Source organism: Gilliamella sp. Nev6-6, assembly GCF_001690605.1.
Taxonomy (GTDB): Bacteria; Pseudomonadota; Gammaproteobacteria; order Enterobacterales; family Orbaceae; genus Gilliamella; species Gilliamella apicola_C.
In genome coordinates, this window is sequence record NZ_LZHP01000088.1 from 58,437 (window position 1) to 81,355 (window position 22,919).

Genomic DNA, 22,919 nt, shown 5'->3' on the forward strand with positions numbered 1-22,919 from the left:
TTTAAACCTTAGATATAAACACAGTCTCAAACTCGGCATTTTGCTGTGCCAATTTTTGTATTGGTGAAATAGCCGTATCATCTAAATTGATGACTTGTTTAACATGATTTTGTATTGGTTGATGAGAAATAAAGATCATCGCGCTTTCTGGTAATTTTTTCTGTAATAGCGAAATAAGTTGATAGACACTTGGTAAATCCAATGCCGAAGTTACTTCATCTAACAAGATTAGTTCGGGTTTGTTAAGCAACACCCTAGCAAACATTAAACGTTGTTGTTCACCACCTGATAAACGGTTCCCCCCAATCACTTTCGGTTTCTAGCTCATGACTCAATTTATCTAGCCCAACTAATGATAATGTTTCAAGCAACTTTTGTTGTGTAAAGTTTTTTGAGCAAGCAGGGTAAGCCAATAAATTATCCAACCTATCGTAACTAAGGCGTATTTTTTGTGGGATCCACAGATAATTATCTGTACGTTGAATAATACCTTGATAATTTGTCCAAAAACCACTAATGGTTTTTAATAGTGTTGATTTACCTATACCCGAACGTCCTTGAACCAATAACGTATCGCCTTTAGTTAACTGGATATGAGTCGATAATAGGACTTGCTGATTATCTGCACTTTTTAATATTACCTGCGCATCAAGTAGCGTATCATTATGGGTAGTTTGAGTAATTGTATTTTCAGGTAATTCATCTAAAAGCCGAACGAAATGATAAAGCCTTGTTACTGTCGCTTGCCAAATTGCAATATCTCGATATGCATAAATAAACCAACTTAATGCCGAGGAAACCTGCATAAATGCTTGTCGAATTTGCATCAAGCCACCTAAATTAATTAAGCCAGCAATAAAAGCAGGTAATGCAAAAAAAATCGGCGCTAAAGAAGATACTTGTTGGTAACCTACACTAAAAAATGAAAGATTTCTTTCATAATTCATCAAATTTTGCCAATTATGAATAATGGTTGTAAATTTGTTTTTTAACCTAGTCGTTTCTTGTTTTTCACCATGTTGGCCAACGATTGCTTCGCTAGATTGGTAACAATGAATCAATGTCGCTCGGTAATTAGCTTCGCTTTGCTGTTTTTCGATATTAATTTTATGTAAAGGTTTACCTATAGCATGAGTGCAAATAATTCCTAATAATGTATAGATAGCGCAAGCAAAAACCATATAACCAGGGATATGAATATCTATCGATAGTAAGGTAAAGGAAATAGCACCAGATAGTGTCCATAAAATGGCAGTAAAGGAGATTAATGTCATAAACGAACGCAAAAATGAAAGTAATAAATCTAGTGATTGTTTAATCAGTAAATTGATATCTTCAGCAATACGTTGATCGGGGTTATCAAGTTCAATATGTTTTATTTTAAGATGATAGTGATGAGAATGTTTAGATAACCATTGCTTAGTTATTTTTTCTGTCATATGGTAACGCCAAATTATTAATAGCTTCTTTTGTAAATAATCAGCGTACACAACGACCAAAATCATCATAATAATAAGAATAATAAAATCGCCCAATAAACGATAAAGATTTTGCTCGTTTAAAGCCTGTAGGGCATTATAAAAATCTCCATTCCATTGGTTTAATTTAACATTAAACCATACAGTGGATAAACTTAAAGCGATAACACTAAGTAATAATAACCAAGCCATTTTTGATGCTGAAGAACACCAAAAAGGCTTTACTAAATATAAGAATTGTTTAATTTTTTGCATGTTTATGCGGCAGTAAAATTTATATTATTGCGAAAAAAGTATAACGTTTTATGTAAATTAGAAGTCATAACCAACTTGAATCCAAAATTGGCGACCAGGAGCATAAGCATTGACAATTCTGTCATTACCTGCCGCATCAGCACCATAAACATAACGATCGGTAACATTTTTTTTATTTAAAATATTATTAATTTCTACAGAAAAATTAGCACCTTTAGCAAAAGTTGGCGCCCAACCGAGTTTAGCATCCCAACGAAGCGTACTGGCAAAGCGTTCTTTTTCGTATTTTGCCATTTTATCCCCCGTATTTGGATCGATGTGATATTGGTTACTATAACGAACCGCTTGATTTCGCGGGCTTTGCCATTGTAGTAAGTTGTAAAACGTTAAATCATAGTCTGGAATTTTGCTTGTCAGTTCGAAATTGATCTTAACGGGAATATTAAAATCGGTTGCAGGTAAATCAGATGCTTTAATTATTCTACCGTTATACCAAACTTTATCATGGCGAACATTATTTGCGGGATCATAATGCGCATAACCTAGCTCTTTAGGTGTATTGCTTTCACTTTTTTGCCACGAGATTGAAGCTGATGCAGTATGTTCAGCGTGATAAAATTCGATAGGTAGTCTATTTTTTACCACTAATGACAAAGTATCATGCGTACTGCGCCCAGAGTTATCAAAGGTTCGAATGTTTGATCGACCATTATCATATTTAGGGCGACTGCGAACTTCATCATAACTTTCACGATGTACATATTGTAATTGCCATAGACTGTTTTTTACAACCTGCTCAAAACCTAAACTAATTTCATCATTATAAGGTGTAGAAAGCGAATTAAGCCCTTCAAAATCAGTTGAGCTTATCCAATCTTCATCAACTTGTCCTGGTGTACAAAAGTAATAGCAGTTCTTTAATCCCGCATTTTGTGCACCATATAAAGCATAAGCCATCATAGTACGGCCATAATAGCGGTTGATTCCAGCAGTTAATACAGTATTACCGTTACCAAAGGTGTCTAAACTTGTCACAAATCTTGGTGCTAGGTTGACGTCTTTAATAAAATTATCATAATCAATACGTATTCCAGGACGGACTGTTAAGCGACCGTATTTGATCGTGTCATCGGTAAAGAATGCGTAATTATCGTAACTTGCTTGATAATGGCCAGCTTGGAAAACCGAAGCATGATCGGCATAAGAGAGCCAAGGGAGGGCGTCCCATGTACCAGTATAGGTGTAACGATAAAAATCTTCATTTCGAATATAACGCGCTTTGGTTTTTGCTAGTTCGAATCCGATAGAGGGTTCATGCGTGGTATCCAACCAAGAAATTGGTTTAAAATCAAGTTTTGTCTTTAATCCCCAATTATCTTGTTTAGTGGTTAAATTACCAACGCCTCCCGAATGATATTGCACGGGGTTACGCCAATCAGAATAATCAACCAATGTAATAAAATAGTTTTGATCGTTGGTTCTTTTATCTTCTAGCTTTTGATAACTTGTTGTCAAATCTAATTTGGCAAAATCAAACTCATGCAGTAATTGCAAGGCTATACTTAAGCCATTATGCTTAGTATTGTAACCAGAATTAGCAACGGTTGCGGCAAATGAGTAATTGTTATATTGTGAATAATTGGTAGAAAAATTTACTGATGTTTGGTTTGTTGCATACCAAGTAAATTTAGATGAATAGTTATTTGAAACACGTGTTTGGTTTTTCATACCGCCGTTTTTTCGAATTTCAATCAGATCTTCACCATCTAATAATAATGATGGACCTTGATAAGAGACAGAAGAGATATCAGATTCTCTTCTTGATGCGGCAAACATTACACCTAAATCGTCAGTAAGACCTGTTTCAAACCAACCGCCAAAACTTTGTTTACTGTACTTAGGTTGAAATCGACTCGGATGACTGGCATCATTGGCGGAGCTATCAAATTTAATAGCTGGATCGACATGCGTTTTATTCCATGAAGATTGGGTTTTACGATAAAAAATATTGCCATTAGTTTCATGATTCCAACGACGGCTAATTACATCTACAACACCACCTGTAAATCCACCGTATTCAACGGGGATATTATTGTCATATAATTTAATTTCATTAATTAAGCGGCTATCAATATAAAGACCTTGTTCATCGCTATCAACACGCGTATTGGTTACGCCTAATCCTGGATCGACTGGATCGACATCATTATTAAAGCTTACACCATCTAATTGATAATTATTTTGATAGCTGGTATTGCCATGAATCGAGATATCGGCAGGCTTAATTTCACCTTGCGTCATGCCGTTGTTACTGCTATTCGACATTTGTATCGCAGGCAAAGTTTTCAATACATCCGTGATATTACCATCGCCCGTATTTGATTGATTTTATTTGAATCAATTGCTTGAGAGGTTGATAATTTAGCTGAGGGCGCTGTTACAATAATGACGTCATCGTCTTTTTTGTCATCTTCGCTTTTTTCAGCTATCTGTTGGTCGATCTGATTTGGGCTGGATAATGCTGTTGGGTTATAACTAATTAAAAACAGGGGTAAAGCCGATACTACTACTTTTTTCATACAAAAACGATCCTTGGGAAATACAGACAAATATAATAGTAATAGATTTATTGCCAATTTATATTTAATAATGATATTTATTATCATTAAAGCAAAATATTTATATTTGTCAACTAAAAGAGTTAATTTGTAGTTCGTTCTATCTGATTAAGGCTTACTTTAAAAATATTAAAAAAACGCCAAGTATTAGAAAAAGCCGCCCAAGAAAAGTATTGAACCATGATAGTCAAGTTGGCTAATGCCAAAGTTATTTTTTTATACATTACCCATTGTGCTCTTTGGTCAATTTACAGATAAAGTTACGGGATATGCTTGGAAAAACTTATTGATTCGGTTAATTTATCTCGTGGAAATTTATGATTTTCTATCAAGTTTGAGCATTCAACAGATAAGATCTTGCCCTTTTGGGAAGAAATTTCCCTAGATTTAATTATTTTAGGCTTGTGTTGGTGGATTAATATCCCAACTTATCTTTTGGGATCTAATGCCTCTAGCGTGGCGTGAGTGCTAAAACTTCGGGCTTGATGATAAGGTAGTTTTTAGCATTATATATCGTTTTGCCCAAATCACTGTTAAAGATTCCAGCTAAGTAAGATAGGGGATAATCTAAGCATTCTTTGTATCCCATTGTCTTTCCAATTAAGTGACACTCAGAAATTAGAAAAATAGCAACAATATTTATGCTTACTTTTATATACTATAATAAATTTAAAAAAAACACGTTTACAAAATACTAGCGATTTACTTATACTTTCTATCTATTTAATAATAGAAAAGCTCGAATTAAAGTAAATATAAGTTGTAGAAAAGGATTTAGAACGTGCTAAGGAATAGTTGTTTGGTTGCCAGCCATAAATTATTGGTAAAAATAAAAGAAACATTAACTAATTTAAGCGTTTTTCACCTACAAATACTTTTCGACTTTTATTCTAAAACGACAAGATTGTTGTCTTTTTCATTAACACCAATATTTATTGGCATTAGCTTGTTATTAACGACTTATGTCAATAGAGCAATCGCCTTAAGTTCAGAAGTTATTCATGTTGCCGAAACTACCAATGTGATTAATGGTACTGCGCCTTATTTAAGTTTTGATGGCGGGAAAACTAAAATATTAGGCGTTGATGATATTTTTTGGATGAGCTATCAAGTTGGTAATCAAACTTTTCGATATACACTCGATAATAATACTTCGTCACAACAGAACCCTATTTTGTTACCTGAATCGATTAAAACGTTTGCCGATATTAATTCGATTATCCCCAAAAATTATCCAATACCCGAGTGGGCAGAAGATAATGGGCAACAAATAGAATTTAATAGCCGTTATGGATAGACAATATTTTTTTGATGATGATGGCGATGAAATTCTGAGTGGTGCCGGTATGGTTTCGCTAAAAATATTTGATGAAGCAGATGATTATGGTAGTGATGATTTGGCCGAGTGGGGAGAGCGCAGCTATAAACGTAGTGACCTTATTGATCCTTGTCGTTATAGCTATAGAATGGTTTTACTATCTAGCATTTCTTCAGTTTTGAGTAAGTTTGGTGTGCCATCTAGAAGATCATTTGGAGCAACTGTCACGGAAGATGAGTGGAATGATGATCCATGGGCATTTGAGGATCGATTGGTTTTACATATTAAGCCTGCTGTTTCCAACCCTTATGCATGTTGGGCATATCCACTTACTCAACCAACCCCACACAGTGAGCATATAGGTAATGAATGGGTAGCGTCCGATCTGTATAGGGAGTCAGGGGCAAAAAAAGGATATCAACTTCAAAATATTAATAGCCCTTCAGCTAATTTTCCAACCACGGCAGGCGATTCATTTTCGTTTAATTTAACAGTCGCAGGGTCTTTTCCTCATGAACTAAGCTACAGTAAGCAGCCTAAGGATTCAATTATTAATTTAACTATTAGAAAAGCAGAAGAATTTAGATATTATGGAAATTACCCTAATGAAGCGACAATTACGCTATTAGGACCAAAAGCAGGGCAGCCAAATACGTCGTTCTCTCCTACAACGTTTATTATTTATGCTGATCAAGAGCAAACTAAACCTATATATAGTTTTACAATTAACAAATGGTTTATTTTATTAGAGGATGGTAAACGAACATTTAAAGAAAGTAGAGAGTATTGTGAAAGCATTGGGTACCGCCTTCCTACTGTACCTGAATTAACCAATGTTAAAAATGTTGAGCTAAATTGGCATCAAGGATACCCTACTGGCAAAGAAGGGTTCTCTAAGGTACAACTTGGAGGAGGAATCATTCCAGAATGGGACTCTGATGTTTTTAGGCTAGATCGTCATATTTATAGAAAATTTTGGTCGAATAATCGCCATAAGAATGATAACTACTACTTAGTTGATGTTTATAGATTGATATTTTCAGAACCAATAACAGAACAAATTGGCTACGCACTTTGTATTTCACCGTAATCTTTAAACGGCAGCCGCACAGCAACAACAACGGGTGATTTAATACAGATAGAGCAATACTTTGTAGATAGAAAGGTAATATTAAAATGATTTATTTTGGTTTAGGAGCGACGTTATGATATATGTAGTAACAGAAACAACTAATTAATGCGTAAGAGCAACTAACCACAAAATAATTTTTATTTATATCGTAGTGCCAATATGTAATGATAATTCAAATCTAGGATTTAAAGATTTAGCTTGTGATGTATTGTTCAATATTGCATTGTTTAGGCACGGTTACCGCTGTAAAAAAACGTCAGAAAACCAATTGATTTTATTTAAATTTTTTTGTTGGATTAACCGCCGTGTAGGCGGTTAATTATTGATGCTTTACAATAAAACAGCAGTGGATTTGCTTGTTACGTTTAAAATCAAGCGAAAGCGTTTTATTGGTAATTTCTTGATAGGTAAGTCCTAGATTTTGCATACCACTGCTATCCATCTTAAAACCACGTTTATTATTCGAAAAGAGGATAGTGCCATTAGGTTTTAGCAAGCGTTTTAGATCCGCCATTAATTTTAGGTGATCTCGTTGCACATCAAAGGTATTATTCATACGTTTGGAATTCGAAAATGTTGGCGGATCGATAAAAATTAAGTCGAATTGTTCATCGGATTGAGATAAATAAAGCAAACAGTCAGCCTGAATTAATCGGTGCTTTTTACCTGTTAAACCATTTTGTTTTAAATTACGATCTGCCCATTCTAAATAGGTGCGTGACATATCAACGGTAGTGGTTGATTTAGCACCACCAAGTCCTGCATAAACAGTTGCACTCCCTGTGTAAGCAAATAGATTTAAAAAGTCCTTGCTAGCACTCAGTTCACCAATCATTTTGCGTGCTAAGCGATGATCTAAAAACAGTCCTGTATCTAAATAATCGGTAATATTGACCCAAAATTGGGTTTTTTGGCGATTAATGGCGTATTCATGGACTAAAAAATAATCCTGCTTTTGCCCTAATTTTTGGTATTGTTGTTTACCTTTTTGTTTTTCTCGGGTTTTTAATACTAGTTGATCGGCAGTCAGATTAAGCTCTGACATGGTGGCATTGATAATATCAAATAGCCGTTGCCGTGTTTTTTGTGGATCAATATTTTTAGGGGCGGCGTATTCTTGTATAACTATTTTATCTTTATAGCGATCAATAGCAACATTATATTCGGGTAAATCTGCATCATAAAGTCGATAACATTCAAGTTGTTCTTGAGCTGCCCATTTTTCCAGTTTTTGTTTATTTTTGCGTAACCGATTTGCAAAGTCGGCAGCCGGCACCGTTGGGTTCGTGATAGATTGTTGAGCATCACGCTTAGCAATGGCATAATTTTTTTGTATACAGTCGAGAGGGCCATTTTTGGCTTTAAATTGTCTATCTGCTCGCATTTGTAAACAATCTAATAGTTGCGGTGCACCACTAAATAGTGATAATCGCCAACCACCAAAGTGTTGTTTAATTTGTCGACCGAGAGCAGTATGTAAAGCAATAAGTGTGGGCTCGCTTTCTAGCCGCTCGCCATAAGGTGGATTACTGATAATCATACCTGTTGTTTGCATTGGTAATGGATTAGTAAGTTGTGTTACATCTTGTAAAGCAAAGGTAATTAAATCGCCCACACCGGCTTGGATAGCATTTTGTTTGGCTCGCTCAAGTACGGTAGGATTATTATCGTAACCAATAAAAGGAATATTGGGTTTACAGGCATTATGTTTTGCTGAAAATAATAACTCATTCCATAGCGTTGGATTAAATCCTTTCCATGCAAAAAATCCCCATTGTTTGCGTTGTAATCCTGGTGGGATTTTTGACGCCATCATAGCTGCTTCAATCAGTAGCGTGCCTGAGCCACACATGGGGTCAAGCAACGGTTCATCACTCAGCCAACCTGAACGCATAATAATGGCGGCAGCAAGGGTTTCTTTTAATGGTGCTTGCCCTGTTTGCTGACGATAACCACGTTCATGTAAGCTATTGCCACTTAAATCTAAAGATAAGGTGACTCGGTTTTTATTTAAATACGCATGAAGTCGAATATCTGGATCTTGTTTAGCAACATTGGGGCGTTCGTTAGTATGGCGTAAAAAGTGATCAACAATGGCATCTTTGATCTTAAGTGCGCCATATTGACTATTGCGAATAAATTCGTTAACACCAACAAAGTTGATCACAAAAGCGTTATCGACCGCAAAAATATCTGTCCATTTAATATTAAATACACAAGAATAGAGATCTAAATCACTATAAATATCAAATTCAGCTATTGGCAACAAAATGCGTGAGGCTAAACGGGACCATAATAATGATTGATATAATGTTTTTTCATCAGCATCAAAATAAACTCCACCTTGGGTAATTTTACAGTTGGGTGAACCTATTTGTTCTAACTCTTTTTTTAATAACTCTTCAAGCCCGCGAGATGTGCTGGCAAATAGCGTTTTCATGTATAATCCACTTTACAATAAAATTGAAGGTATTATACCGACTAATTACAATAGTGGGAAATAAAGGCAACGCTTATATCTATTTTTTGTTAATCAAAATTTATTAGCTTTTGACAAAAGCGTTTAAACAAAAGGGTAAGTTATATATTTTGATTATGATTTTTTTGTAGAATTAAATACAAATTCGTTTTCATTGTCATAATAATTTTTATATAAAAATGTTATAAATTAAATAAAAATCTTAATATCAATTAACGATTGTTATGGAAAGTAATCTAATTTTTGTTTATTACTGATGCGTAAAGTGAGATCGGTAATTGCGATGATTAATGCAGAGCGGATCATTTGTTGATAACGATTTTGATACATAGATGACTTTAAACCATCTACAATTCCTGCCGCTTTTTCATGCTCTTGCTTGTGATCCCAATTAGGCGGTAAAACCATGTCATGCAATAAGCTAATCGGTCCTAAAATTTCATCATCAAGATAAGTATATTTTTTTTCATCGTTATCTAATTCATCTAAAATGGCCATGAGTAGCTCAATATCTTCAAACTCTTCGCGTGTAATAATACCTAGCACATATAACAGTTTTAAACAAACAGAGGTATCATTCAACGGTCCATTTTTACCCATTAACGAGGGGATAACAAATTTTATTGCGTGCGGTTCTTTACGAAAGGCTTTTTGGATTAAATGGTTAACGCTATCACTAATCAGATTAATTGCAACAGCCAACAAGCTGTGAATATCAGCCTGTTGGTTGAGTTTTTCTAAAATAGTATCTTCTTGTAATATCGTTCCTGACATTTTTTTATACAAATTGACGATTTTGCATTGCAGTATAAAGTTCTTCTACCTTTTGAACAATAATATTGTTGTTTTCAATACCTGAAATTTCAGTAAATGCGGCTTTTACCCCTTTATTAGCAATAAGATCTGCAAGTTCAACGGCTTGTTCATCGTCATCATTACGATAGTTCAGCGCAGCGGCAATACCAATCAATAAATTAGTATTTTGTACTTGATACTCAAAAGTGCCAAGTAATGGTTTAATTAAACGATCATTAACGCCCAATTTTCTTATTGGTTGACGGCCCACACGTGCTGTATCATCTTGTAAATAAGGATTTTCAAAACGAGATAAGATTTTTTCGATATAGGCTATATGTTTTTGATCATCGAAATTATAACGTTTGATAAGAACTAGACCGCTTTCTTCCATTGCTCCCCGTACGATTAAACGAATGCGTTCATCTAAAATAGCATCTCGAATCGTTGCAATATTATGATAAAACCCTAAATAAGCCGTAATGGCATGGCCTGTATTTAAAGTAAATAGCTTGCGCTCAATAAATGCCATTAAATTATCTACTGGCTCCATGCCTTTTATGTGTGGAATTTTGCCAATAAACTGTGTTTCATCGACGATCCATTCCGAAAATGTTTCAACCGTTACTTCTAAAATGTCGCCTGTTTTTGATGTGGCTGGTGGGACAATGCGATCTACCGCTGAATCCACAAAACCTATATGGGTATTTACCCATTCATGCAACGCTACGGGTAATGTTTTAAAAATTTCTTGTTTAAAATGATGGGTACCTTTCACCATATTTTCGCAAGCAATAATGTTTAGCGGTTTAGCATTACCTTGCTTATGGCGAGCAATAATGCCTTGTGCAACGATGGCGGCAATGCGTGCTAGAATTTGCGGTCCTACGGCTGTTGTTAGTAAGTCAACTTTTGCTATATGGTCGATAACTTCACTTGATGTGCTATTAATTGCGTCAACATTTTTAACTATTTCGGTTGTCGATTGCTCACCAACAACATTAACTGGATACTCATGACGTTTAGCGATATCATCAATAACTTGTTGATTGACATCGGCAAACGTAACATGCACACCAGCATCTGACAATAATTTACCAATAAAACCGCGTCCAATGTTACCTGCGCCAAAATGTAATGCTTGCATAATAATTAACCTTTATTTGAGTTTAAATTTAAAAAGAGGAAATTAAATCCCATATTTTCGGGATTTAATCAATATTGTTTAGCTTAATATTGTTAAAACTTCTTCAACGTTATTTGTTGTCGCTAGTTTGGCAATAATTGTTTCATCATCTAATGCGTTAGTCAGTTTTGCTATTACATCAAGGTGTTCATTATTGCGAGCAGCAATACCGATCACGATTTTTGCTTTATCGTCTTTTTCTTGACCAAATTGCACACCTGAAGGGTATTGGCAAAATACAATTCCTGTTGTAATGACATCATCTTTTGCTTCAATCGTACCATGAGGAACAGCAATTGATTCACCAAGGTAAGTTGATGTAAGTTGTTCACGTTCAATCATGGCTTCTATGTAGTCCGGTTTCACATAACCATTATCGACTAACTGTTGACCTGCAAAACGAATCGCTTCTTCTTTATTTTTAGCGGTCAACCCTAAAAAGATATTTTTTTCTGATAACTTAAAGAGCGGGGTATTATCTGTGGATGTATTGTTTACAAGTATTGCTTTTTCTCCTGCTATGCTAGAATTTTGCGATCTTAAAAGATCAACTACGAGCTGGCTATATAATTGGCTATCTAAAAAATTAGTTAATGAAATATGATGTGCGTTTGGCGCATGTTGTTTTGCTCGATCAGTTAAGTCTTTATGCGTAATAACGATATCAACATCGTTTGGAAGATTATTAATCGCTAAATTAGTGACAAAAATATCCAAATTGGCATCTTGAACTTTTTTGCGTAATACTCCTGCACCCATAGCACTTGAGCCCATTCCTGCATCACAAGCCACAATGATTTTTTTCACTTTCGCAAGGTCAAGCGTGCCGTTTACCATGCCTTTTGCTTCGCTTTTCATTGCAGAGATATTTGATTTTGCATCTTCAAAGCTTTTGTCTGCTTCTTTGGTTGTCTTTAATAAAATAGCTGAAGTGATAAACGTAACCATTGTTGCCGCAATGACAGAAAAAATGACACCAAGCATTGATGATTTCGGAGTTACGGCAAGAACGGCAATGATTGAACCTGGTGATGCTGGTGAGCTTAACCCTGCACCAAATAGTGTTAAAGTAAATACGCCTGTCATTCCACCTAAAATCACTGCAATAATAAGGCGAGGATTCATTAATACATATGGAAAGTAAATCTCGTGGATCCCACCAAAAAAGTGAATAATTGCTGCACCACTGGCTGAACTTTTGGCTGAGCCTTTACCAAAAAACATATAGGCTAATAATAACCCTAATCCAGGACCAGGGTTTGCTTCAATTAAAAAGAAAATCGATTGAGAATATTCAGCCGCTTGTTGAATACCTAACGGTGAGAATATGCCGTGATTAATGGCGTTATTTAAGAAAAGAATCTTAGCGGGTTCAATAATGATAGAGGTTAAAGGCAATAAATTGTGTTCAACCAAAAAATTAACAGCAATAGTTAATTTACTTGATGCTACAACGACAGAAGGGCCAATTGCAAAAAATGAAAGTAATGCTAAAAGCATACCAATAATACCAGCAGAAAAGTTATTCACTAACATTTCAAAGCCGCTTTTAATTTTGCCATCGACAGCTTTATCAAATTGTTTAATTACCCAACCACCTAAAGGACCAACTATCATTGCCCCTAAAAACATCGGAATATCTGAACCAACAATGACCCCCATTGTTGTGATTGCACCAACAACCGCGCCACGTTCTCCGTGAATTAATTTACCGCCAGTATAACCAATCAAAAGTGGTAATAAATAAGTAATCATAGGACTAACTAGCTTGGCAATAGTTTCGCTTGGATACCAGCCTGTTGGAATAAATATAGCAGTAATAAATCCCCACGCAATAAACGCACCGATATTTGGCATTACCATATTACTTAAGAAACGCCCAAAGTTTTGAACTTTCAATTTGATATTTGAGGTTGTCATAATATTCATCTTTCCTTATTGATTGGTATAATCATTATGCAGTTATTGTAGAGGGATTTCGTTATTCGATTCATCAAAAAAAATTGATAAATGTGATGCATATCACGTAGTTAAACCTAGGTATTTTTTATTTTTTGTGATTTAAATCACACTTTTTCTGTTATTAGTAAAATCTGTTATTAAATAAAATGGCTAATTGCGAATACTGCGTGTTTAGAACATTCGAGTTGTTATAAATTAGTTTTTATCATCAAATTGGATAGAATATAAGAGGTGTTTGTGTATTAAGATCATTTTATGATTGGCATTAATACCACAAAAAGTTCGTTGAAATTAACTAATAAAACGGTCTCTTGCCACTTTAGGCTTATTACAGTGTGATATTAGATTGCGCTATTCAAATTATAATTATTATGTGGTTGGATGCATGATTATTTATTGCACAGTAGGAGGTGGGAATGACATATGACCAAACGTTTCTTGCCCTATTAATTATACATAAAAAATGTTGGCTTAACTTGTTCAATTCAAACCAACATTAATGTTAGAGCTTAGAAAGATTAGAACTTTACTTTATTATCGCATTGATTACTAATAACTAATAAGAAAAAAAGTCGCAATACTACAAAATTTATAGTAGATATTGCTATTTCTTTTTCAAAAAAAGTTATAGCAAAAATCAATCATTATTAGAAATTTTTAAAAAGGGCATAACGCTGCCATCAGGCATAAAAACACGATCATTATTTTTTTCTTTATTCAAAATAGTTTGATCAACATCGTATCCCAAAAGATTAGATAAAATATATTTATTCATCAATCCGCTTAAATAACCTGTTGGACTTCGAAATGACTCTATAAATTGACAGTTATAGCGATCATTTGTTGATATAAACATAAACGGAATTAAAAATTGGTCAACATTTGTGCTGCTTACACCATGCCCAACATTAACGATTTCGCCATGATCCGAGGTATAAATTAAGGTATAATTATGGCTGTATTTGTTAATAACATCGTACAACGCTTTCACTGTACGATCCGTGTGATGGATGGTCAGATCATATTTTTCAGCATCAGGTAAAGCTTGCTTATCAATTTCATCATAATTTTCATAAGGTTGATGACTTCCTCGTAAATGTACGAAAATGAATTTTTTCGGTGAATTGTCTTGCTGAAGCGTTTCCTCTAATAGCTGACTTAAATAAATATCATGCATATCTTTACCAAAAGCGACAACATCGCTCTTACGCGCAATAAAACCAAATTTAGTTTCAAATGAATCTTTAATCCCCTGGCCAGGTGAGGCTAGCCAATAGGTTTTGTAATGATTGAATTTAGCCATTTCAATAATTGACTTATTATTAAATAAATTATCATCACTTTCTGGAATATTAAATGAAAGTGTTAATGGTAAAGAGTCCTTTGTAAAAGCGGCAGCTGAGTGACTATTTTGAATAATACAAGCACCATTTTGACTAAAAATATTGGTCATAAAAGGCGCTGTTTGTTTATGGTAACCATAGGTGCTGTATCGAGATACTAATGAGGATTCTCCCATAATTAATACTACTAAGTCGTTATCGGTTTTATTGGGTGGTAAAAGAATAGCTTCATTAAATTTTTCAATCTCATTTGTACTAGAATAGATGTTTGTTGATGCAAAACTAGCTAAAAGATAGGATAAGTTACCTACAGCAGCAGGGTATGTATGACGAAATAATACTGCATTATTTTTATAGTAACCTCGTTGAGCTTCACGATTTAGAGATTGGTCTCGCGTTATAGCACATACCATAACAGACAAACTGATTATACAAAAAGATAAAGGAATAGTGGGTCTAAGTTTAACAGTAATTATTTTTCTAAAAATAAATAAAATAAGAGCAGTTGCAATAAATGCGGGGCCTATTATGATTAAAACTTGTTTAGACATTGATAATGCTTCATTAGCATTACTTTCGACAATAGAATCAAGTATACCTACTGATATTATTTCTCCATAATAAATGAAATAACTAATTTCGGATAAGAACAGGAATAGAAATAGTGTGCTAATCCCAACAATAAAATAATGGCGATTATAAACACCTATATGCACAAGTACAATAAAACATAATGTTGTTACCCAGTCTATATAAAATAGTAGATTTTTAAAAACAGATTTATTAAACAGAATATCGGATTTTGTTATAACGATATAAGCCCAAATAGCACTAAGAACAGTGTAAACTAGCAATAAAATTAGCCATTGATTATTTTTTATAACTTTACATGTTTTCATAATTTATCTCTTATTTCTTTTTATTATTAATTAATATAGCAAGTAAATGATTGTACTTAATCTTATCAAAAAGTGTTCACATTCTATAAATGTGTTATGTTATTAAGGTAATATTTTTTTCCATATTGCTCTAACGAGATCCGAACATTAACCAAATATCGAAAAGGCTAGTTTATAATAGATTGTAATATATTCAAATAGTGTTTTATTTTTGTATTTTCTTAATTTTTTAATTACGATCATAAATAAAGTGTGCTTCTAACATATTGAAAAAACTTTTAGTGATCATACTATCCCAACAATTTTCAGCGTTGTTTATACTTTGGTTAAGTTTATTTTGTAGAATGAAAAATCAATATGCTTTCTGGCAGAATTTTTATAATGCTCGATTTATTGCTCTTTCTGTTGCACTATAGCTCATACTTCCAAATTCCTGCACTAAATTTAACCATAATGTATTGTTTTATGATTGTTATTTATACCATAAAAGTGATATTTGGTTATGTTTAAAGATTAATAGCTTCAGAATTAATCAACGTGACAATTAGTGGTGAAAATGGGCTGGTGTGTTAGTTTCAAATTACAAAAATATTAAGGAATACCTAGCATTAGCAAAACTGATCAATTTAGGGTATGATAATCATTCAATTTGTGGTTAATTTGAATGCTTAATAATTAAGTGCAAAATTCTTCTGAAGATGATTAAAAATAAATAGTAATATTTGACTAAATATTAAACTCAAGGAGTGTTGGGAGGTAACATTGATATGAAATATTTTGCTTGGGGCATTTCGCTTTTAGTTGGACTTATGAGCTTAGGGCAAGAAATGCTATGGTTTAGAATAGTTAGCTTTAATTTGGGAGGCGCGCCTTATGCTTTTGCAATTGTATTGGTTTTTTTTCTATTAGGCATTGCTTTGGGGGCACAGAGAGGGAAGATTGTTTGTAAATATTCTCCTAATCTATTGTTAACTGGAGGGCGAGTTTTAATCTTCGCTGGTGTTCTTGATATATTAATTCCATTTATTATTCAAAATATAAATCAACCACATAATATCCTATTGCGTTTAGTTATATTTTGTATTTTGATATTGGTTGTTGCAGCTTTAAAGGCAATATTATTTCCAATCGTACACCATTTAGGTACGAATATTGCTAATGGCAAGGTAGGGGCATCGGTTTCTAAAGTTTATTTTTTTAATATTATTGGTTCAACACTTGGTAGTTTATTAATTGGTGGTATTTTCCTTGATTATGTGTCCATTTCATCAATGTTTATTCTCATTGGTATCGTTTGTATTTTATTAGGTATTTTGATGATTATTAAAAAATCAGCCGTTTCTGTTATTGCTGTTGCTGTACTTGGTAGCATTTGCTTTTGTTTAGTGGATAAACACACTGATTCTATTTTTAGAAATATTTTCGAAAAAGGCATATCTATCAATTCTTATGTTGAAAATCGCTACGGGGTAATTCATATAGTCAATGATGATAACGACGGAAGGAAAAATATTGTATTAGGCAATTATATGTATGATGGTATGATAAATAAGGATCCAAATGATGATGTCAATGACTTAAATCGCCTTTACTTATTAGCAGCTGTCCATCCAAATCCTAAATCAGCTCTGGTTATAGGTGTGAGCGCTGGTGCATGGACTCGGGCATTGTCCAGTTTTCCTACATTAGAAAACATTGATGCTATTGAAATTAATAAAGGTTATTTAGATATTATTAAACAATATCCTATTGTTTCACCAGTATTAGATGATCCAAAGATAAATATTTATATTGATGATGGGCGACGTTGGCTTAAACGCAATAGTGATAAAAAATATGATTTAATCATTATGAACACGACTTACCATTGGCGTTCAGGTATAACTAATTTATTATCGCAAGAAATGATGAAAATACTGCAACATTCATTAAATCCTAATGGTATTTTGGCATTTAACAGTACCCGTTCACTTGATACATTAAAAACAGCACAATCGGTATTTAAGCATGCTTATTGGGGCACATTGGGCTTTATCTATACTTCTGATTCAATAATTAAAATTGATGAAAATGTGGCTAAAATTCGTCTTGATAAGTTAGTTTTAGATAGAACCCCGTTGTTTAATGAAGAATCCAAACAATTGGAAAATGGTGCTTACAAAAAAACATTAGAGACAAAACTATTAAACTTAGAGGAAGTTGAAAAGCTTTATAATTTAGGGCGAGACACAGAAGTTATTACTGATAACAACATGATAACAGAATACAAGTATGGGCTTTTTGCAACGAAAAAGAAATAAGGAACTGTTTATGTTAAGCAAAAAACAATTATTACTATTAAGTACGCTATTTTTTATTTCAGGAATGAGTGGTTTAACTTATCAAGTCGCTTGGCAACGAGTGCTTTATTCTGCTTTTGGTTCAGATGTTGATTCTGTTGCAATTATTGTATCGGCATTTATGTTAGGACTTGGCCTAGGAGCTCTTGGTGGTGGCAGAATTGTTGATAAATACCCAAATAAAGCACTACAGCTTTTTTGTTTTAGTGAATTTGGAATTGGTTTATTTGGAATAATTAGTTATCCACTTATTTTATTTGTGGGTGATATTTTTATTAGTTACAATTTAATTGTTGTTGCCATTGTTAATTTTTTATTGGTGCTTGTTCCAGCGCTCTTGATGGGAGCAACATTGCCAATTTTAATCACTTATATTGCACAGTTTTGGAAAAACATTGGTCAAACAACAGGACATCTTTATGCTATTAATACTTTTGGTGCAGCCGCTGGAGCGTTTTTAACAGGATTTATTTTGTTTATCCATTTTGGTATTAACGGTGTAACGATATTAGCAGCATTCGGTAATTTTGTTGTTGCCACACTTGCTTATCTGTTTTTGAATAAAGCACAGATAAAGGATTGATAGAAAGATCGATAAATGCTATAAAGGTATTTAAAGATGAAAATAAGCGAAAATTATCGCTTATTTTCAATTGCCTCAAAGCTAACTAATTAAGAAGCTTTATTATTAAGTATACATCATCAATAAAGTTAACGGTAGCGTAATTAGGATTGTTGATGAAGTATTCCTGTGTTTTTTAGATTTCATCTGTCATTTCCCGTTTTTTTATTTCTTTTTCTAGAGTGATAATTTTTTGCTACTCACTAGTTAGTTCTCGTTTTGGTGTTGTTGGGATTGATTAGCCTAACCTTTTTGTTACGCGTTGATTTACCTATAATTAAATGGTTAGTGGTTTCATCTAATGAAAACTTACATTAGATGAGTATAATCAAGCACTTTTGGGGTCTCTGTATGGAATTTTTTGATCATAATGTGTTCTTCTATGATTTTTATTTATAGCATAGAGGTGACATTTGTCTATTTTAGAAGGGGATGATGATTATTCCACTGTTACCGATTTTGCCAAATTTCGAGGCTGATCAACATCGGTACCTTTGATCAAAGCAACATGATACGCTAGCAGTTGTGTGGGCACAGTGTAATAGATTGGTGCGGTGAATTCTTCGATATGGGGTAGGTTGAGAATCTGCATAGTGTCATCACTAACAAACCCTGCGCCTTGTTCAGCAAAGACATACAATTTACCACCGCGAGCTTTGACCTCTTCGATATTGGATTTGAGCTTTTCTAGCATTTCGTTAGTTGGCGCTATAACTATCACCGGCATGTCAGAGTCAATCAATGCTAATGGGCCGTGTTTGAGTTCGCCAGCGGCATAAGCTTCGGCGTGAAGGTAAGATATTTCTTTCAGTTTTAATGCTGCTTCCATGGCTATTGGGTATTCATCACCACGGCCTAAAAATAGTGCATGATGCTTATCAACAAATTGCTCAGCTAATTTTTTTATTTTTGATTCAAACGTGAGCACTTGTTCAATGCGATTGGGTAAGATTTGTAGTGCATGCACAATAGCCTGCTCAGTACTTTCTGCCATATTATTTAAACGTCCTAATTTAGCAACAAGTAATAATAATACGGTGAGTTGTGTTGTAAAGGCTTTGGTTGATGCAACGCCAATTTCAACGCCAGCTTTGGTTAATAATACTAAATCCGCTTCACGCACAAGCGTGGATGCTGCTACATTACAAATAGCAAGAGTACTTAAGTAACTATTTTTTTTGGCTAGCCGCAATGCGGCTAATGTGTCAGCGGTTTCACCTGATTGTGAAAGAGTAATAAATAGGCTATTTTTGCGACGAGCTGGTTTACGATAACGAAACTCAGAGGCAATTTCGACATCACACGGTATACCGGCTAAGGCTTCAAACCAGTAACGTGCTACCATACCCGCATTATAAGCGGTGCCACAGGCAACAATTTGTACATGTTTAACTTGTCTTAAGATACTTTTTGCTTCAGCTCCCAGTTCTGATAAATCGATTTTACCATGTGTCATGCGACCCTCAAGGGTATTTTTAATTGCATTGGGTTGTTCGTAGATCTCTTTTTGCATGTAATGACTATAGCCTGATTTATTACCCTCATCATATTTTGCATCAGATTCTATATATGGGCGGATTACTTCATGATGGCTTTTGTCTAAGATTGTTATTGAATTGTGAGTGATAAGTGCAATATCACCTTCTTCTAAATAGATAAACCGACGAGTGACAGGTAATAGCGCCAATTGATCTGATGCGATAAAGTTCTCGCCTTCTCCACAACCAATAACTAAAGGGCTGCCTGAACGGGCGGCCACTAACAGAGCAGGATTGCGTATGTCCATAATTACTGTGCCATAAGCCCCTCGTAGCTGTGGTATCGCTTTTTGTACAGCCTCAAATAAGGAGCAATCTTCTGTCGATATGATGTCATGAATTAAATGAGCAATAACTTCAGTATCGGTTTGTGAATAAAATTGATAGCCTTTAGCGATGAGTTTTTCGCGTAATAATTCAAAATTTTCAATAATGCCATTATGTACAACAGCAATAAAATCAGAAATATGCGGGTGTGCATTGTGTTCGGCTGGTTCGCCGTGAGTTGCCCACCGAGTATGTGCAATGCCAATAGAGCCTTTTATTGGATATTGTGCTATTGCATCTTTTAATGCTTGCACTTTACCAACACGGCGAACACGTTGCAAAACACTTTGTGGTGAAATGATTGCCAGGCCTGCAGAATCATAACCACGATATTCTAATCGTTTTAGGCCTTCTAGTAATATTTCTGCAACATCACATTTGGCAATAGCCCCCACAATTCCACACATAGTTTATTCCCCGTTAATTAATTTCGTTGGACGTTTCCAATTTGCAAGCTGTTTTTGTTTAACTCGGCTTACCACCAATTCATTGTCATTGACATTGTTGGTAACGGTTGTACCAGCTGCAATGGTTGCGCCTTTACCCACTTTTACTGGTGCAATCAATTGTGTGTCAGAACCGACAAACACATCATCTTCAATAATGGTTTTAAATTTATTGGCACCATCATAATTACAAGTGATAGTGCCTGCACCAATGTTGACGTTACTACCAATTTCGCTATCGCCAAGGTAGCTTAAGTGCCCAGCTTTGGTGGCTTTGCCCAGATGCGCTTTTTTTAATTCAACAAAATTGCCGACATGGGCTTGTTCGTCAAGTCGTGAGCCAGGTCGTAGGCGGGCGAAAGGGCCAATAGTACACTGTTTAGCGATAGTTGAATCTTCAATAATGCTATACGGGCTGATGTTTGAGTTATCATCAATCGTGCAATTTTTTAAGATACAGCCCGCACCAATAAATACGTTATTACCTAGTGTGACATTGCCTTCAATAATGACATTACAATCAATAGTGACATCTTTACCGTGCGAGAGTGTGCCACGTAAGTCAAAACGGTTTGGATCAAGCAGCGTCACGCCAGCTAGTAACAAATTTTGCGCTTGTTGGTGTTGATATTGCCGTTCTAATGTGGCTAATTGTTGGCGATTATTAACACCTTCAACTTCAAATTGTTGTACTGGGTGTGAGGTTAATATTTCATAACCATCTTGGTGTGCAAAAGCAATAATATCTGTTAAGTAGAATTCTTTTTGCGCATTATTGTTGGTTAACCGTGATAGCCAATTTTTCAATAATTTGCCGTTAACAAACATGATACCTGTATTAATTTCATTAATTTTTTGTTGCTCAAGCGTGGCATCTTTTTGTTCGACAATGGCAACAACTTTACCGTTGCTACGCTCAATGCGCCCGTACCCCGTTGGGTCATCAAGGATTACGGTCAATAATGCTATACCTTGCTTTGGTTTGCTAGCAATTAAAGTTTCCAGTGTTTGAGTCGATATAAGGGGGGTATCGCCATATAAAATTAGGATATCTTCGTCATCTTGAATGTGAGGGATAGCTTGTTGAACAGCATGGCCTGTACCAAGTTGTTCTGCTTGGTAAATCAGTTGTACATGCTGATCTTTAAGAGCCTCTTCAAGCTGTACTTTGCCATGGCCATAAACAATATTGATGCAATTGGTATTAAGTTGTTGAACTGTGTCAATAACATGTTGTAACATCGGCTTATTGCCAATTTTATGTAAAACTTTAGGTAGGTTGGAATACATCCGTGTGCCTTTTCCTGCCGCCAAAATAATCGCATTCAGTTTTGGGGGTGCAATTGCCATAATCAGTTCCGTTCAGGTTAAATTAGCCTAATACTATAATCAAAGTTTTGAATGAAATCACCCCCAATCTTTTAATTTTTATCATAAAAAAAGTAATATTGATATTTACCAATGGGTTTAACAAAAAAGGAAGCAATACATGAGTTCCATGATGAAAGTTTTATTACTCTATACTACACACGAAAAGCAAACACTTAAGATTATGCAACGTATAAAATCGCGCCTTTCTGGTAAATGTGAATGCGATGTTATTGAATTGCTATCCGATACTAAAATCGATTTAACACAATACCAAGCAGTTTTATTGGGTTGTTCGATCCGTTACGGTTTTTATAGCAAAGCGATGAAGACGTTTATCGATAACAATTATCAGCAATTAAATAAGATGAAGTCGGGATTTTTTGGGGTAAATATGGTGGCTAGAAAACCTAATAAAAATACCCCAGAAACCAATTTATATACCAAAAAATTTCTGGCAAAAATAGCATGGAAGCCAACTATTACCGCGGTTTTTGCTGGTGCACTTTATTATCCTCAATATAATTGGTTTGATCGTAATATGATCCGCTTTATTATGTGGTTAGGAAAAGGCGATACAGATGTAACAAAACCAGTTATTGAATATACTGATTGGAAGAAGGTAGATAAATTTGCTGAGCAATTTTTACATTCAAACGTAGCCATTTGCTAAAATTTTTTACATGAAAATTGATATTTTGTTGGGTTTACCAAATTATCAAGCTCTTTTCAATAAACTTTGTGATATAGATCAACATTTCGGTTAAAAAGGTGTACAATATCGCGCCTATAGAATATGTCTCCTAATTGGAAT

At 34.5% G+C, this 22,919-nt stretch carries 16 protein-coding genes; 5 read left to right on the forward strand and 11 right to left on the reverse strand.

The features are described 5' to 3' along the window. Position 1: 1 nt before the first annotated feature. Genes A9G42_RS14170 through A9G42_RS10210 form a run of 4 tightly spaced genes read right to left on the reverse strand, consistent with a single transcriptional unit; the run spans position 2 to position 4,312 of the window. Complete coding sequence (locus A9G42_RS14170; RefSeq protein ID WP_065653363.1) at positions 2-310, reverse strand: ATP-binding cassette domain-containing protein; 309 nt, start codon at positions 308-310, stop codon at positions 2-4. Continuing rightward, positions 279-1,733 carry an ABC transporter ATP-binding protein/permease gene (locus A9G42_RS10200; RefSeq protein ID WP_065653364.1) on the reverse strand — a complete coding sequence of 485 codons (1,455 nt, stop codon included), beginning with the start codon at positions 1,731-1,733 and terminating at the stop codon, positions 279-281. Before A9G42_RS10200 ends, A9G42_RS14170 begins: the two co-directional genes overlap by 32 nt. Positions 1,734-1,790: 57 nt before the next feature. Beyond that, a complete protein-coding gene (locus A9G42_RS10205; protein WP_257006412.1) occupies positions 1,791-4,058 on the reverse strand; it encodes a hypothetical protein in 2,268 nt (755 codons plus the stop codon). 20 nt (positions 4,059-4,078) lie between these two features. After that, positions 4,079-4,312: a hypothetical protein gene (locus A9G42_RS10210; RefSeq protein ID WP_065653366.1), complete on the reverse strand. Its 234-nt coding sequence runs from the start codon at positions 4,310-4,312 to the stop codon at positions 4,079-4,081. 820 nt (positions 4,313-5,132) lie between these two features. Between A9G42_RS10210 and A9G42_RS10215 the strand changes: the two genes are divergently transcribed. Both A9G42_RS10215 and A9G42_RS10220 read left to right on the forward strand, forming a co-directional pair. Next, on the forward strand, positions 5,133-5,648 hold the full coding sequence (locus tag A9G42_RS10215; protein ID WP_143426154.1) for a hypothetical protein: 516 nt from the start codon (positions 5,133-5,135) through the stop codon (positions 5,646-5,648). Next, on the forward strand, positions 5,641-6,759 hold the full coding sequence (locus tag A9G42_RS10220) for a hypothetical protein (RefSeq protein ID WP_065653368.1): 1,119 nt from the start codon (positions 5,641-5,643) through the stop codon (positions 6,757-6,759). The genes A9G42_RS10215 and A9G42_RS10220 overlap by 8 nt, the downstream gene beginning before the upstream one ends. A gap of 361 nt (positions 6,760-7,120) precedes the next feature. On the opposite strand, the gene rlmKL is transcribed toward A9G42_RS10220, so the two are convergent. The 5 genes from rlmKL to A9G42_RS10245 form a co-directional block, all read right to left on the reverse strand. Then, positions 7,121-9,241 carry a bifunctional 23S rRNA (guanine(2069)-N(7))-methyltransferase RlmK/23S rRNA (guanine(2445)-N(2))-methyltransferase RlmL gene (gene rlmKL / locus A9G42_RS10225; RefSeq protein ID WP_065653369.1) on the reverse strand — a complete coding sequence of 707 codons (2,121 nt, stop codon included), beginning with the start codon at positions 9,239-9,241 and terminating at the stop codon, positions 7,121-7,123. A gap of 261 nt (positions 9,242-9,502) precedes the next feature. Next, complete coding sequence (locus A9G42_RS10230) at positions 9,503-10,054, reverse strand: MltR family transcriptional regulator (RefSeq protein ID WP_065567971.1); 552 nt, start codon at positions 10,052-10,054, stop codon at positions 9,503-9,505. Between the two features lie 4 nt (positions 10,055-10,058). Further along, positions 10,059-11,222 (reverse strand): mannitol-1-phosphate 5-dehydrogenase, encoded by a 1,164-nt coding sequence (locus tag A9G42_RS10235; protein ID WP_065589050.1) that lies wholly within the window; start codon positions 11,220-11,222, stop codon positions 10,059-10,061. 78 nt (positions 11,223-11,300) lie between these two features. Then, the gene (locus A9G42_RS10240; RefSeq protein ID WP_065653386.1) at positions 11,301-13,181 is read right to left on the reverse strand and encodes a PTS mannitol transporter subunit IICBA; all 1,881 of its coding nucleotides are present in this window, start codon (positions 13,179-13,181) and stop codon (positions 11,301-11,303) included. A gap of 679 nt (positions 13,182-13,860) precedes the next feature. Next, complete coding sequence (locus A9G42_RS10245; RefSeq protein WP_065653370.1) at positions 13,861-15,465, reverse strand: sulfatase-like hydrolase/transferase; 1,605 nt, start codon at positions 15,463-15,465, stop codon at positions 13,861-13,863. Positions 15,466-16,232: 767 nt separating this feature from the next. On the opposite strand from A9G42_RS10245, the gene A9G42_RS10250 reads away from it, so the two are divergent. Next, positions 16,233-17,765, forward strand: coding sequence for a fused MFS/spermidine synthase (locus A9G42_RS10250; RefSeq protein ID WP_065653371.1), 1,533 nt, complete (start codon positions 16,233-16,235; stop codon positions 17,763-17,765). Between the two features lie 10 nt (positions 17,766-17,775). Then, the gene (locus A9G42_RS10255; protein ID WP_065588892.1) at positions 17,776-18,387 is read left to right on the forward strand and encodes a fused MFS/spermidine synthase; all 612 of its coding nucleotides are present in this window, start codon (positions 17,776-17,778) and stop codon (positions 18,385-18,387) included. Between the two features lie 478 nt (positions 18,388-18,865). Here the strand turns inward: A9G42_RS10255 and glmS are convergent, their stop codons facing one another. Beyond that, the gene (gene glmS / locus A9G42_RS10260) at positions 18,866-20,698 is read right to left on the reverse strand and encodes a glutamine--fructose-6-phosphate transaminase (isomerizing) (RefSeq protein ID WP_065653372.1); all 1,833 of its coding nucleotides are present in this window, start codon (positions 20,696-20,698) and stop codon (positions 18,866-18,868) included. Positions 20,699-20,701: 3 nt separating this feature from the next. Further along, a complete protein-coding gene (gene glmU, locus A9G42_RS10265; RefSeq protein ID WP_065653373.1) occupies positions 20,702-22,087 on the reverse strand; it encodes a bifunctional UDP-N-acetylglucosamine diphosphorylase/glucosamine-1-phosphate N-acetyltransferase GlmU in 1,386 nt (461 codons plus the stop codon). A 151-nt stretch (positions 22,088-22,238) separates the two neighbouring features. On the opposite strand from glmU, the gene hemG reads away from it, so the two are divergent. Next, positions 22,239-22,778 carry a menaquinone-dependent protoporphyrinogen IX dehydrogenase gene (gene hemG / locus A9G42_RS10270; protein ID WP_065653387.1) on the forward strand — a complete coding sequence of 180 codons (540 nt, stop codon included), beginning with the start codon at positions 22,239-22,241 and terminating at the stop codon, positions 22,776-22,778. Positions 22,779-22,919: the final 141 nt, after the last annotated feature.

Excerpts from the sequence above, each read along its gene's own strand:
- A9G42_RS10245 (WP_065653370.1), bottom strand. The coding sequence starts at position 15,465 with ATGAAAACATGTAAAGTTATAAAAAATAATCAATGGCTAATTTTATTG.
- A9G42_RS10255 (WP_065588892.1), top strand. The coding sequence starts at position 17,776 with ATGTTAAGCAAAAAACAATTATTACTATTAAGTACGCTATTTTTTATT.
- A9G42_RS10230 (WP_065567971.1), bottom strand. The coding sequence starts at position 10,054 with ATGTCAGGAACGATATTACAAGAAGATACTATTTTAGAAAAACTCAAC.
- glmU (WP_065653373.1), bottom strand. The coding sequence starts at position 22,087 with ATGGCAATTGCACCCCCAAAACTGAATGCGATTATTTTGGCGGCAGGA.
- A9G42_RS10250 (WP_065653371.1), top strand. The coding sequence starts at position 16,233 with ATGAAATATTTTGCTTGGGGCATTTCGCTTTTAGTTGGACTTATGAGC.
- A9G42_RS10235 (WP_065589050.1), bottom strand. The coding sequence starts at position 11,222 with ATGCAAGCATTACATTTTGGCGCAGGTAACATTGGACGCGGTTTTATT.
- A9G42_RS10205 (WP_257006412.1), bottom strand. The coding sequence starts at position 4,058 with ATGTCGAATAGCAGTAACAACGGCATGACGCAAGGTGAAATTAAGCCT.
- A9G42_RS10220 (WP_065653368.1), top strand. The coding sequence starts at position 5,641 with ATGGATAGACAATATTTTTTTGATGATGATGGCGATGAAATTCTGAGT.
- A9G42_RS10210 (WP_065653366.1), bottom strand. The coding sequence starts at position 4,312 with ATGAAAAAAGTAGTAGTATCGGCTTTACCCCTGTTTTTAATTAGTTAT.
- A9G42_RS10240 (WP_065653386.1), bottom strand. The coding sequence starts at position 13,181 with ATGACAACCTCAAATATCAAATTGAAAGTTCAAAACTTTGGGCGTTTC.
- hemG (WP_065653387.1), top strand. The coding sequence starts at position 22,239 with ATGAAAGTTTTATTACTCTATACTACACACGAAAAGCAAACACTTAAG.
- rlmKL (WP_065653369.1), bottom strand. The coding sequence starts at position 9,241 with ATGAAAACGCTATTTGCCAGCACATCTCGCGGGCTTGAAGAGTTATTA.
- A9G42_RS10200 (WP_065653364.1), bottom strand. The coding sequence starts at position 1,733 with ATGCAAAAAATTAAACAATTCTTATATTTAGTAAAGCCTTTTTGGTGT.
- glmS (WP_065653372.1), bottom strand. The coding sequence starts at position 20,698 with ATGTGTGGAATTGTGGGGGCTATTGCCAAATGTGATGTTGCAGAAATA.